Source organism: Paractinoplanes ferrugineus (genome assembly GCF_016862195.1).
GTDB lineage: Bacteria > Actinomycetota > Actinomycetes > Mycobacteriales > Micromonosporaceae > Actinoplanes > Actinoplanes ferrugineus.
Window position 1 is genome coordinate 210,974 of record NZ_BOMM01000038.1, and the last position, 11,877, is coordinate 222,850.

Here is an 11,877-nt window from a genome sequence, read left to right on the forward strand (position 1 = left end):
GCGGGCCGGCTTCATGGCTGGGTCGGCTTCATGGCTGGGCCGTCACGGACCGGTAGTAGGCGATTTTTCCGCGGATGTGCTCGCGCTGGCGCAGCAGCGTGTCGATCCGCTCCTCGACGTCCTGGTCGTGCTCCTCCAGCAGCGAGATCCGGTCCGGGATCGACTCGTCGTCGCGACTCAACTCGGCGAACTCGAGCATCCGCGCGATCGGCATCCCGGTGTCCCGCAGGCAACGCAGCATCTCCAGCCAGCCCACGTCGTCGTCCCGGTATTGCCGCCGCCCGCCCGAGGTGCGCGGCACGTCGTCGAGAAGGCCGATCTTCTCGTAATAGCGCAGCGTGTCGAGGCTGAAGCCGGTCTTCTCGACGACCTGTCCGGGGGTGTAGGTGGGCATGCCGGTCAGGTTACGTCGACCGGCCTCCCCTCAGGGGGCGGCGGTGCCGACGCCGCTGGCCGGCCTCAGCGCACGCCCGTGATCAACACACGGCTACCTCAACGCCGTGTCCGCTGAGCAAGATCCGTGACACTCTGGATCTCATGCGGGACGAACCACTGCGCAAGCTCGGCTTCCTCACCATCGGCCTCTTCGATCCGGCCGACCCCCGGGCCGGGCACGAATCCACGCTCGAGATCATCAAGCTTGGTGAAGATCTCGGTTTCGACACCGCCTGGGTGCGGCACCGCCATCTGCAATACGGCATCTCCTCTCCGGTCGCGGTGCTCGCCGCCGCCTCGCAGCGCACTTCCCGCATCGAGCTGGGCACCGCGGTCATCCCGCTCGGCTGGGAGAACCCGCTGCGCCTGGCCGAGGACCTGGCCACCGTCGACGTGCTCGCGGGCGGCCGGCTCAACCCGGGCGTCAGCGTCGGGCCACCCATGAACTACGACAAGGTGCGGTCCGCGCTCTACCCGCACACGTCCGAAGCCGAGGACTTCAGCTACGGCCGCGTCGAGCAACTGCTCTCGTTCGTCCGTGGTGAGCCCGCTACCGACTTCGCGGGCACCGAGGGATTCGAAGTGTTCTCCAACCGGGTCGAGCCGCACTCGCCCGGCCTCGGTAACCGGATGTGGTACGGCGGTGCCAGCCTGAGGTCCGCTCAGTGGGCCGGCGAGAACCGGATGAATTTCCTGACGAGCAGCGTGGTCAAGGCCGAAGAGGCCGAGGACTTCGCCGAGATCCAGCTGTCACACATCCAGACGTTTCGCGCACACCACCCGGACGGCGACCGGGCCCGAGTCTCCCAAGGGCTTGTGGTCATCCCCACCGACAGCGCCGGGGAGGAACAGCGGCGACGTTATCAGGCGTACGTCGAGAAGCGCACCCCCCGTACCGCCACCCCCCAGGGACCGGCGCGGATGCTCTTCTCGATCGATTACGTCGGCTCCTCGGCGCAGATCGCCGAGCAGTTGCGCGCCCACGCCGCCTTCCGCGAGGTGGACGAGGTCGCGTTCGCGCTGCCGTTCAGCTTCGAGCACGACGACTACGTGCAGATCCTCACCGACATCGCCACGAAACTGGGCCCGGCGCTGGGCTGGAAGCCCTCGGCCTAGAGCGCCGGCACCTGCACCGGCTGCCCGTCGAGAAGGTCACGGACCCCGACGAGGGCAGCCGGCCGGCCATCAGCACCAGTGCGCCGGTGCGTTGTCCACTTCGCCACTGATGGCGTCGTCCACGGCGTACCCGGTCACTTCGTGGTCGCCCGGGAGCAGGAGCGGATCCCGTACCACCGCAAGCACCGCGGTCGCACCCAGCGCAACCGCCCCGACCACCCATGGCCACCCGCGTTTTTTCGGCATGCCGGCAACCCTAGGGACGGTCGGAACGCCGGCGCCTGAGTCGGCCTACTCAGCCGAGGTATAGGTAGCCCTACCCGAGAAGGGATACCAGCCGTAGGGACATCCCCGGCCGCCTCCAATAGCGTCTCACCCATGACGACGACGACCATGACCAGGGCAGACGCCGCTGTGACGCTCCGCGCCATCAGCCGAGTCCACAGTCGTGGCAGCGCTGCGGTCCGGGCCGTCCGGATCGATCCGGGCAAGGTCGGCACGGTCGCTGACGCCGACGATCGGCTGCGCGCCGACGCGGTGGCCCACTCCGACGTGAACAACAAGATCACGGTGGTGGTGATGGGGCTCAGCGTCCGATACGCCTTGATCGGGGTGGTCAACTCGATAGTCATCGGCGCCTGGCAGCCCGTGAACAACCGGGTGGAGGTAGCGGGCAGAGATAGATGCTCATGGACATGTCGGGGGCGGGAGGACGAGAGTGGGCGTCATGAGTCCGACTCGGCGCACGTTCATGGCGGTTTCCGCGGTGGCCATCACGGCCGGTGTTGCCGAACCGGCGGAGGCGGCCGGCCGGGGCGATCCGGAGTTGCGCGCCATGCTGCGGGAGATCGATCCTCGCCGGATCGAGGCGATCATCCGGCGGCTGGTGGCCTTCGGGACCCGGCACACCCTGTCGGCTCAGGACGATCCGGTCCGCGGGATCGGGGCGGCCCGCGACTGGCTCCAGGCCGAGATGCAGAAGTCCGCCGCTGCCTCCGGTGGGCGGATGACGGTGGCGCTCGACTCGTTCATCCAGCCGGTGTCCAACCGGATACCGGCGCCGACCCGGATCACCAACGTGGTGGCCACGTTGCGCGGCAGCGTCACCCCGGAGCGGGTCTACGTGGTGACCGGCCACTACGACTCGCGGGTCACCGACGTGCTGGATGCGACGAGCGACGCCCCCGGCGCCGACGACGACGCCTCGGGGGTGGCGGTGGTGCTCGAGCTGGTGCGGGTGATGGCGACCCGGGCGCCGGCCGCGACGATCGTCTTCGCCGCGGTGGCGGCCGAGGAACAGGGGCTGTACGGCTCCGATCACCTGGCGCAGACGTTCAAGGACCAGGGCGCCGATGTGCAGGCGATGTTCAGCAACGACATCGTCGGCACCGGCAACGCGCACGACGGCACGCCGGACGACTCGCGTACGGTCCGGTTGTTCGTCGAAGGCGTGCCGACGGCCGAGACCGCGGCGGAGGCCGACATCCGCCGGAGTGTGGGCGGTGAGAACGACGGGCCGTCCCGGCAACTCGGCCGGTTCGTGGCGGCTGCCGCACCGGAGTCGTTGACCGGCATGCGGGTGCGCCAGATCTGGCGGCGCGACCGCTACCTGCGCGGAAGCGACCACATCTCGTTCCTGCTGCGCGGCTACCCGGCGGCCCGGTTCACCGAGCCGCGCGAGAACTTCGCCCACGAACACCAGGACGTGCGGGTGGTGGACGGCGTGCAGTACGGCGACCTGATCGAGTTCTGCGACTTCGCCTACATCGCCCGGGTGGCCCGCACCAACGCGGCCGCCCTGTGGTCACTGGCGCAGGCGCCCGGCACCCCGAAAGGCGTGGTGATCGACACGACCCAGCTGACGAACGAGACGACCCTGCGCTGGCAGCCCAACCCCGAGCCCGACGTGTCCGGTTATGAGCTGGTGTGGCGCGAGACCACCGCCGCCGACTGGACGCACTGCCTGCCGGTCGGCAACCTCACCACCGCGACGGTCGACCTCTCCAAGGACAACGTCTTCTTCGGAGTTCGAGCCGTCGACCGAGCCGGCAACCGCAGCCCGGTCGCGGCCCCTCAGCCGTCCAGTTGATGGCGCCACGTCGCGGCCCGTCGACCGGGCTGCAGAAGTGCTGGGCAGACCGTTGGATGGTCGAGGTGCAGTCGGGTTTTGCGCAGTCGTGACCTTGACCGTGCATGGCGGTGACACGATGACGGAATGACTGTCGATTACACGGTTCGCCTTCGGTTCGGGGAGACGTCGCGGGAGGCGGCGACACACACCAACCTCTCCGCGGTCCGGCTCGACGGGCATGTGCTCTGGATCGCGGGAGACGAGACGGCGACCGTGGAACGGTTGATGGCCGACGACCCGCAGAAGGCCGGCGAGTTCGGCGACGAGACGTCGTTCCGGCTGGCCGACTTCGTGGACCTGCCGGGCGACGACGCCGACGAGGAAGCCGACGTCGAAGGGCTGGCCCGCACCGAGAACTTTCTCTGGGCGGTCGGCTCCCACAGCCTGCGCCGCAAACAGATCAAAGAGCAGCACGCGGGCGGCAAGGCTTTGAAACGGCTGGCGCGGGTCGAGGGTCAGGGCAACCGGCAGATTCTCGTACGCGTCCCGATCGTCGACGTCGACGGCGTCCCCACACCGGTGCGCGAGACGGTGGTCGACGGCGTGCGCCACCGGGCGGCGGCGTTGAGTCGCCGGGACAACATCCGTTCGCTGCTGCGCGACGACGAGCACCTGGCGCCCTTCCTGCCGATTCCGGGCAAGGACAACGGCCTCGACATCGAAGGCATCGCGGTCCGGGGCGACCGGGTCTACCTCGGTCTGCGGGGGCCGGTGCTGCGTGGTTGGGCGTTCGTGCTGGAGCTGCGGCCGTACGTGGAGGACCACGACCCCGACCGGCTACGTTTGCGCGACTTCCACGACGGCGAGCCGTACCGCAAGCATGTGCTCGACCTGGAGGGTCTGGGCGTGCGGGACCTCTGCCCCGACGGCGACGACCTGCTGATCCTCGCCGGCCCGACGATGGACCTGGACGGCCCGGTCCGTATCTACCGCTGGCACGGCGCCGCGCGGCTGGACACCCCGCAGATCGTCCGGGGCGACCTGATCAGCCGAGAGTTGGACCTGACCTTCGGCGAGGGCGACGACCACGCCGAAGGCATCAGCATGCTTGGCGACGACCGCGTGCTGGTCGTCTACGACAGCCCGGCCCGCGCCCGCCTGACCGACGACGGCTGCGTGATCGCCGACGTCCTGCTCCTCCCCGGCCGCTAACGCACGGCGGGTCAGCGGCGGCTCGCCACACGCCACGCCGCCGCGCTTTGCGAAGGCCGCGTCTTGCGAAGGCCGCGTCTTGCGAAGGCCGCGTCTTGCGAAGGCCGCGTCTTGCGAAGGCCGCGCTTTGCGAAGGCCGCGCCCGAGAGGGCGCGGCCCGGAAGGCTAGGCGCTGGGAAGGCGACGCGTCCGAGTAGGCGCGGCCCGGAAGGCGCGGCCCGGAAGGCGCGGCCCGGAAGGCGCGGCCCGGAAGGCGCGGCCCGGAAGGCGCGGCCCGGGAGGCGGGCGCTGGGAAGGCGCGGCGTGGTGGGCGGGCGGAGGGCGGGAAGGCGCGGCGTGGTGGGAGGGGGAGTCAGCTGACTGCGGTGTCGACGCCGGGCTCGTGGGGGCCCAGGAAGACCGGGTCCCGGTGGGAGAGCACGTCGAAGGCGGCCTTGACCACGGCGCCTCGTTCGCGGATCACCGAGTTGCGCCACGGGGTGGTATAGATGCGGACTGTGTCGTCGCCTACGCCCACCGCGTTGATGCCCAGGTTGCGACAGAGGGTGATGGCTCGTTTCACGTGGTAGCTCTGGGTCACCACGATGGCTCGGTCCACGCCGAAGATGCGGCGGGCCCGGGAGCACGAGTCGTAGGTGTCGAAGCCGGCGTAGTCGAGGACCACCTGGGACGCCGGCACGCCTCGGGCGACCAGGTAGACCTGCATGGCGCCGGGCTCGTCGTAGGCCCAGCGGCTGTGGTCGCCGGAGACCAGGATGGCCCGGACCTTGCCGGCCTCGTACAGGCGCCACGCGATGTCCAGGCGGGCGGCCAGGAACGGCGAGGGCCGGCCGTCGTCGTACACCTGCGCGCCGAGCACCAGGGCCACCGGCGCCTGCGGCACGGAGGCCTCGTCGTACACCCGGCCGGCGGCGCCGTCCTGCACCCAGAGTGAGGAAGCGGCGAGGGTGAGCACGGCGAGTGTGCCGCCAGCAGCACCGAGCGTCACGAGGCGGCGGCAGAAACGGAACAGCAGGTACGGGAGCGGCACCCGGCTGACGATGCCATTCCGTGTCAACATGTCCAGATGCTCCATGACATCGATGACCCCCTGATGCTTTGGGCTGCCGAGCAGCCGGGGGCGCGATTCTGGATCCGCTCCGGCGCGATGGCGGTGGCCTGCGCCGACCTGTGCCGACGGGACCGGCTCGCGATCCACGGCGAGGCGGCGGCGGTGGCGACGCTGCTGCGCGACGAGGTGCTGCCCGACGTCGGCCCGACATATCGGCCGGTGGGCAGTGAGCAGCTGGTCGTCGAGGTGGCCGCGCTCGTGCCCGAGCTGACGGTGGCCGGCCGGTTCGCCTGGATGGACGTGGCCGGGCAGGTCGACCGCAAGCAGGCGGGGCGCTGGCTGTTCGAGGACGAGCTGACCGACGTGACAGCGCTGATCGACGCGTATTTCCCGAAGTCGTACGCCCGGCCCGGGGGCAGCGGTGTCCACCGGTGGGCGGGGATCCAGGACAGCAACGGCACGTTGTTCGCCGCGGCGGCCGACGCGTGGACCACCCCGGCGGTCGGGTTCCTGGCCGGGGTGGTCACCCATCCATCGGTGCGCGGGCGGGGCCTGGCCCAGGCGATCTGCGCGTACGTGACCAACGAGCTGGCGGCGGGACGCACCCGGGTCGCGCTGTTCGCCGACTACGAGAACGTGGCGGCGATCAGCGCGTACCGCAAGCTGGGTTTTGATCTGCGGCCGCTGGCCGCGGCCCGGCTCGGCTAGAGCCGGAAGCCCGCTTTGAGCAGGTCGCGGTCGCGCGAGGACGGGCCGACCTGGAGCTCGAAGTCGCCCGGCTCGACCACCCGTCGGCCGTCCGCGGTGACCAGCGTGCAGGCCGACGCCGGCAGTTCGAGGTCGACCGTGATCGACTCGCCCACCGGCACGGTGACCTGCTTGTAGGCCTTCAGCTCGCGCACCGCCCAGGTCACGCTGGTGACGAGGTCACTGACGTACACCTGGATCGTCTCGAACGACGGCCTGGTGCCCTCGTTGCGCAGCGTGACGGACGCCTTGACCAGGTCGCCGTCGACCGAGACGGACAAGTCCGAATAGGTGACCGGGCTGTAGGAAAGGCCTTCGCCGAAGACGAACAGCGGGTCCTGGGTGAGGTCGGCGTAGCGGGTGCCGTGCTGGCCGCGGATCTGGTTGTAGTAGACCGGCTGCTGGCCGACGTGCCGCGGCACCGACAGCGGCATCCTGCCGGTCGGCTCGATCAGGCCGAGGATCAGCTCGGCGATCGCCCGGCCGCCGCGCATGCCCGGGTTGAAGGCCTGGATGACCGCCGCCGCGTCGAGCACCGACGGGGGCAGCACGCAGGGCTTCGAGTTCATCAGCACGACGATCATCGGGGTCTTGGTGGCCGCGATCGCGTCCAGCAGCGCGATTTGACCGCCCTGCAGCTCCAGCGTCGCGGTCGACTTGTGCTCACCGGTCAGGTTGACCGTGTCGCCGACCACCACGATCGCGTAGTCGGCGCGGATCGCCTCGGCGCGGGCCAGGGCGATGAGATGTTCGTCGACCGGGGCGCCCTGCGAGATCGGCGGCCGGGGCTGGCCGTCGGGGAAGGTTTCGCCCTCCGGGTCGGCCACCAGGCGCTCGATGTCGGCGCCCCGCGAGTGGGTGATGTCCCAGCGCTGCGGCGCGACCGCCCGGAAACCGTCGAGCACCGTCTCGGTCATCTCGCGCGGGTGGCCGTCGGGCATCCAGTCGACCTGACCCGAGTTGCCGGCCCAGTCACCGAGCTGGGCGGACACGTCGTCGGCGTTGGGGCCGATGATCGCGATGCGCTTGAAAGCGCTCTCCGGATCGAGCGGAAGAGCCCCGCTGTTGCGCAGCAGCACCAGCGCCCGGCGGGCGGTCTCGAGGTTGAGCTCCTGGTGCGCCTCGCTGCCGATCATCTGTTGGCGGGCCGGGTCGGGTGCGCGGGGGTTCTCGAACAGCCCCATCGAGAACTTCAGCCGCAGGAGGCGGCGGACCGCCCCGTCGATGTCCTCCTCGGCGAGCAGGCCGCGGTCGATGGCCTCCTGGGCGCCCTCGAAGAACCCCGGCGTCGTCATGACCAGGTCGTTGCCGGCCTTGACGGCGAGCGCGGCGGCCTCCGCGTAGTCGGCGCAGACCCGCTGCTCCCAGACCATGCGGCCGACGTTGTCCCAGTCGGTGACGAGCGTGCCGGCGAAGCCCCACTCGCCCTTCAACACGTCGTTGAGCAGCCACTTGTTGGCGGTGATCGGCACGCCGTCCATCGATTGGTAGCCGAGCATGAAGACCTCGCAGCCCTCGCGCGCCACCCGCTCGAACGGCGGGAGGAACCACGAGCGCAGCTTGCGCCGGCTGATGTCGGCCTCGCTGGCGTCCCGGCCACCCTGCGTCTCCGAGTAACCGGCGAAGTGCTTGGCGGTGGCCAGGATGCCGGTCGGGTCGGACAGGCCGCCGCCCTGGTAGCCGCGGACCATCGCGGCACCCAGCTCGCCGATCAGGAACGGGTCCTCGCCGAACGTCTCGTCGGTGCGGCCCCAGCGCAGGTCACGGGTGATGCACAGGACGGGGGAGAAGGTCTGGTGGATGCCGGTCGCGGCGACCTCGAGGGCGGTGACCCGGGCCACCCGCTCGATCAGGGCGGGGTCCCAGGTCGCCGCCATCGCGAGCTGCGTCGGGAAGATCGTGGCGCCCGGCCAGAACGAGTGGCCGTGGATGCAGTCCTCGGCGGTGAGCAGCGGGATCTGCAGCCGGGTCTTGGCGACCAGGTCGATCGCCTCCAGCATCTTCGCCGGCGACGTGTGCAGGATCGAGCCGGCCAGCTTCTCGCTGACGATCTCCTTCACGTCGCCGCGGGCATCCAGCTGGAGCATCTGCCCGACCTTCTCCGGCAAGGTCATCCGGGAGAGCAGATCCTCGACCCGCTCGTTGACTGGCAGGTCTGGATCCCGGTACGGGACATCAGCGGGCACTCGTGCCTCCGGTCGTCACGACCGCGGTGGCACGGTCAGTGGAACGCTAACAACCGGCAGTCTTCCAGGACGGAACCGGTTCCGGCACCCCGTATCGGTTCCGGAACTGTTCACTCAGCTATCAGAATCACTTTCATCGATGCTTGGGACCTCGAAGCCTGCCGCGGTGATCGCGTCGAGCCGAGCTTGTTCGGCTTCCTTCTCACGTTCCACCAGCGTGGCATATTCCACCAGAGCTGACGGGTCTTCGGCGTCTTCGAGGCGGTCGAAGAAGCGCTGCGTGACGCGGACTGCCTCGGCGTAGGCCGCGGCCGTCGCCCGGACCGTGATGATCGACTTATCTGTCATGCGGTCAGTCATATCACCAGAACTGGAGATCGACCGTCTTGGCCGGACTACTCTGCTCGTAGTGGGCCGGTCGAGCCCGGCGGCGGCCCGATCACGCCCTCGGCCCTGGCCCGGCGGCGCGGTGGCTCGACATCGGACGGTCGATCGCGGTTGCGGCTCCGGGGCGATCTATCTCACCGGTGGGCAAGCTCGGTCAGCACGTGGCGGAGACCTCCGGGGTGTCGTCGGTCGGTGTGCCGTTCACTGCTGATCAGCCGTTCTGGGCGGAGCGGCCGGCCGCGCTCGGGGCGGCGCCATCACCCGTACCGCTGAAGAAGCCGGCGGCGGACCGCCTGAGGGGGACGCCGCCGATTGGCAGCGCCGCCTCGCCCTGGCCCTGGACGCAGCGCGCGGAAAGGAGGCAGCGCGCTGAAGAGCTAAGCGGCGGAAACGTCGGTGAGGGCCTGGTCCAGGATCTGCAAGCCGAGGTCGAGCTCCGCGTGACTGGACGTCAGCGCCGGGGCGATGCGGAAGACGCCGCCCATCGCGGGCATCTGCACCACGTTCATGTGCAGGCCGAGCTCCAGGCAGCGCTGGGTGACCGCGGTGCCGAGCTCGTTCGCCGGCTGTCTGGTCGCCCGGTCACGCACCAGTTCGAGGCCGACGAGCAGGCCGCGCCCGCGCACGTCACCGATCACCTGATGGCGCTCGGACAGATCCCGAAGACCCCGGCTGAGGTACGCGCCGAGGTCGGCGGCCCGCTTGTCGAGTTCCTCGTCGCGCAGCACGTCGAGGACGGTGTTGCCGACCGCCGCGACCAGCGGGTCGGAGACGTGCGTGGTGAAGAACAGGAAACCCCGGTCGTGGGCGGTCTGCTCGATCTCGGCCGACGTCACGACGGCGGCCAGGGGCAGTCCGGCCCCGAGGGTCTTGGACAGGGTCAGGATGTCGGGGGCCACGCCGTCGCGCTCGAACGCGTACCAGTCGCCGGTTCGGCACAGGCCGGTCTGCGCCTCGTCGAGGATCAGCAGGCCACCCCGTTCATGGCAGGCGTCGCGCAGGGCGGCCAGGTAACCGGGCGGCAGGTCGAGTACGCCGCCGGAGCTCAGGATCGGCTCCACGATGACGGCGGCCAGGGCGCCGACCGACTGCGCGTCGAACATCTCGAACGCGTACGCCAGTTGCCGCCGCCAGTCGAGCGCGCCGTCGGCCGTGGTGAAGTCGGGCCGGTAGGTGTTCGGCGTCGGGATGGCGAAGTTTCCGGGGGCGGCCGGTCCGTACCCCTTGCGCCCGGAGCTGTAGGTGGCGCCCGCCGCCGCCTGGGTCATGCCGTGCCAGGACCGGGCGAACGAGATCACCTCGTGGCCGCCGGTGACCAGCTTGGCCATCCGGATGGCCGCCTCGTTGGCTTCCGCGCCGGTGGTCAGCAGCAGCACCTTCGTCAGCGGCTCGGGCAGCGAGTCGGCCAGCCGCCGGGCGAGATCGACCACCGGGCGCGACAGCATGCCGCTGAACAGGTGGTCGAGCGTGGCCGCCGACCGCTGAACGGTGGCGACCACGGCCGGGTGCGAGTGCCCGAGGATCGCGCTCATCTGCCCGGACGTGAAGTCGAGCAGCCGGCGGCCGTCGGCGGTGAAGACGAAGCTCCCCTCGGCCCGTTCGATGATCTCCGGGACGAATCGCCCCGCACCGGAGTAGCGGACCAGGTGACGCTCGGCGTCGGACCAGAAGTCATCCATGTGTCGACGCTACGAAGCCGTCGAGCGGCACGTCCATCTCACATTTTTGCCGCTGCTGTTAAGCGCAGACGTACAGTGCCCGCCATGCCGCTCAACCCCTGGCGCCTTCGGCTTCTGACCGACCTTGCGACGTACGGCACCGTCCGCGCCGTCGCCCAGCGCGGCAACCTGAGCCCGTCCGCCGTGTCGCAGCAACTCGCGACGCTGGAGCGGGAGACGCGAACGGCCCTGTTGGAGCGCACCGGCCGGCGGGTGCGACTGACCGCGGCCGGCGTGCTGCTGGCCGGCCGGGCCCGGGAGATCCTGGCCGCCATGGCCGCCGCCGAGGCCGAGCTGCGCGGTCTCGCCGCCGAGCCGGCCGGCACTGTCACGCTCGCCGCCTTCCAGAGCGCCGTGCACGCTCTCGCCGAGCCGGCCGTCGCCCGTCTCGCCGAGCGCCACCCGGACGTCGACGTGGTGCTGCTGGAACTGGAACCGCACCAGAGCATGCCCGCGCTGCGCCGCGGTGACGTGGACGTCATCATCACGACGTCGGATTTCGCCGGCGCCGAGCTGGATCCCGCGATCGATCTGGTGCCGATCGGCGAGGACGAGGTGGTGCTGGTGCTGCCGGTCGGTCACCAGCTTGCGAAGAACGAATCGATCACACTGCCGGCCTGCCAGGATCAGCGGTGGACGTTCGACGTGACCGGCTCCTACATGTCCGAGCTGGCCACCCGGCTGTGCCGGGAGGCCGGTTTCGAGCCCCGGGTCGTCTGCCGGTTCAACAACTACATGATCGCGTTGCGGCACGTGGAGAAGGGCCGGTCGATCACGATGCTGCCCAGTCTCGCCGTCGACCCGCGCTACCAGGTCGTCACCCGGCCGCTCAGCCCGCCGACGACCAGGCGGATCACCGCCGCGGTCCGCCGCCCGGCGACGCCCCGGCCGGAGATCACCGCCGTTCTGACGGCGCTGCTCAACCTTTCCGGCATCAATGGGCGTTGACCTGTC

The 11,877-nt window shown here is 70.2% G+C and carries 11 protein-coding genes; 5 read left to right on the top strand and 6 right to left on the bottom strand.

Annotation, left to right across the window (positions count from 1 at the left end):
• Positions 1-28 precede the first annotated feature (28 nt).
• Positions 29-394: a MerR family transcriptional regulator gene (locus Afe05nite_RS21135; protein ID WP_203818871.1), complete on the bottom strand. Its 366-nt coding sequence runs from the start codon at positions 392-394 to the stop codon at positions 29-31.
• Positions 395-537: 143 nt separating this feature from the next.
• Between Afe05nite_RS21135 and Afe05nite_RS21140 the strand changes: the two genes are divergently transcribed.
• Positions 538-1,551, top strand: a complete 1,014-nt coding sequence (locus tag Afe05nite_RS21140; RefSeq protein ID WP_203818872.1) for an LLM class flavin-dependent oxidoreductase — start codon at positions 538-540, stop codon at positions 1,549-1,551.
• 69 nt (positions 1,552-1,620) lie between these two features.
• Here Afe05nite_RS21140 and Afe05nite_RS21145 read toward each other — a convergent pair whose 3' ends face one another.
• Positions 1,621-1,797 carry a hypothetical protein gene (locus tag Afe05nite_RS21145; protein WP_203818873.1) on the bottom strand — a complete coding sequence of 59 codons (177 nt, stop codon included), beginning with the start codon at positions 1,795-1,797 and terminating at the stop codon, positions 1,621-1,623.
• 481 nt (positions 1,798-2,278) lie between these two features.
• Here Afe05nite_RS21145 and Afe05nite_RS21150 point away from each other — a divergent pair, with 481 nt between their 5' ends.
• Together Afe05nite_RS21150 and Afe05nite_RS21155 are read left to right on the top strand one after the other, a co-directional pair.
• A complete protein-coding gene (locus Afe05nite_RS21150; RefSeq protein ID WP_203818874.1) occupies positions 2,279-3,640 on the top strand; it encodes a M20/M25/M40 family metallo-hydrolase in 1,362 nt (453 codons plus the stop codon).
• A gap of 126 nt (positions 3,641-3,766) precedes the next feature.
• The gene (locus Afe05nite_RS21155) at positions 3,767-4,834 is read left to right on the top strand and encodes a DUF3616 domain-containing protein (protein WP_203818875.1); all 1,068 of its coding nucleotides are present in this window, start codon (positions 3,767-3,769) and stop codon (positions 4,832-4,834) included.
• A gap of 352 nt (positions 4,835-5,186) precedes the next feature.
• Here the strand turns inward: Afe05nite_RS21155 and Afe05nite_RS21160 are convergent, their stop codons facing one another.
• A complete protein-coding gene (locus tag Afe05nite_RS21160; protein WP_203818876.1) occupies positions 5,187-5,894 on the bottom strand; it encodes a SanA/YdcF family protein in 708 nt (235 codons plus the stop codon).
• 6 nt (positions 5,895-5,900) lie between these two features.
• Between Afe05nite_RS21160 and Afe05nite_RS21165 the strand changes: the two genes are divergently transcribed.
• Positions 5,901-6,593, top strand: a complete 693-nt coding sequence (locus Afe05nite_RS21165) for a GNAT family N-acetyltransferase (RefSeq protein ID WP_203818877.1) — start codon at positions 5,901-5,903, stop codon at positions 6,591-6,593.
• Here the strand turns inward: Afe05nite_RS21165 and Afe05nite_RS21170 are convergent.
• The 3 genes from Afe05nite_RS21170 to Afe05nite_RS21180 form a co-directional block, all read right to left on the bottom strand.
• Positions 6,590-8,818: an exo-beta-d-1,3/1,6-glucosidase gene (locus tag Afe05nite_RS21170; protein WP_203818878.1), complete on the bottom strand. Its 2,229-nt coding sequence runs from the start codon at positions 8,816-8,818 to the stop codon at positions 6,590-6,592. The two genes, Afe05nite_RS21165 and Afe05nite_RS21170, sit on opposite strands and share 4 nt — an antisense overlap.
• 114 nt (positions 8,819-8,932) lie before the next feature.
• On the bottom strand, positions 8,933-9,166 hold the full coding sequence (locus tag Afe05nite_RS21175; RefSeq protein WP_239118032.1) for a hypothetical protein: 234 nt from the start codon (positions 9,164-9,166) through the stop codon (positions 8,933-8,935).
• Between the two features lie 416 nt (positions 9,167-9,582).
• Positions 9,583-10,884 carry an aspartate aminotransferase family protein gene (locus Afe05nite_RS21180; protein ID WP_203818880.1) on the bottom strand — a complete coding sequence of 434 codons (1,302 nt, stop codon included), beginning with the start codon at positions 10,882-10,884 and terminating at the stop codon, positions 9,583-9,585.
• Between the two features lie 84 nt (positions 10,885-10,968).
• On the opposite strand from Afe05nite_RS21180, the gene Afe05nite_RS21185 reads away from it, so the two are divergent.
• A complete protein-coding gene (locus tag Afe05nite_RS21185) occupies positions 10,969-11,871 on the top strand; it encodes a LysR family transcriptional regulator (protein ID WP_203818881.1) in 903 nt (300 codons plus the stop codon).
• Positions 11,872-11,877: the final 6 nt, after the last annotated feature.

What these genes read in the sequence shown, in the direction of transcription:
- Afe05nite_RS21155 (WP_203818875.1), top strand. Translation starts at nt 3,767, where the DNA reads ATGACTGTCGATTACACGGTTCGCCTTCGGTTCGGGGAGACGTCGCGG.
- Afe05nite_RS21185 (WP_203818881.1), top strand. Translation starts at nt 10,969, where the DNA reads ATGCCGCTCAACCCCTGGCGCCTTCGGCTTCTGACCGACCTTGCGACG.
- Afe05nite_RS21180 (WP_203818880.1), bottom strand. Translation starts at nt 10,884, where the DNA reads ATGGATGACTTCTGGTCCGACGCCGAGCGTCACCTGGTCCGCTACTCC.
- Afe05nite_RS21160 (WP_203818876.1), bottom strand. Translation starts at nt 5,894, where the DNA reads ATGTTGACACGGAATGGCATCGTCAGCCGGGTGCCGCTCCCGTACCTG.
- Afe05nite_RS21165 (WP_203818877.1), top strand. Translation starts at nt 5,901, where the DNA reads ATGCTCCATGACATCGATGACCCCCTGATGCTTTGGGCTGCCGAGCAG.
- Afe05nite_RS21150 (WP_203818874.1), top strand. Translation starts at nt 2,279, where the DNA reads ATGAGTCCGACTCGGCGCACGTTCATGGCGGTTTCCGCGGTGGCCATC.
- Afe05nite_RS21140 (WP_203818872.1), top strand. Translation starts at nt 538, where the DNA reads ATGCGGGACGAACCACTGCGCAAGCTCGGCTTCCTCACCATCGGCCTC.
- Afe05nite_RS21135 (WP_203818871.1), bottom strand. Translation starts at nt 394, where the DNA reads ATGCCCACCTACACCCCCGGACAGGTCGTCGAGAAGACCGGCTTCAGC.
- Afe05nite_RS21145 (WP_203818873.1), bottom strand. Translation starts at nt 1,797, where the DNA reads ATGCCGAAAAAACGCGGGTGGCCATGGGTGGTCGGGGCGGTTGCGCTG.
- Afe05nite_RS21175 (WP_239118032.1), bottom strand. Translation starts at nt 9,166, where the DNA reads ATGACAGATAAGTCGATCATCACGGTCCGGGCGACGGCCGCGGCCTAC.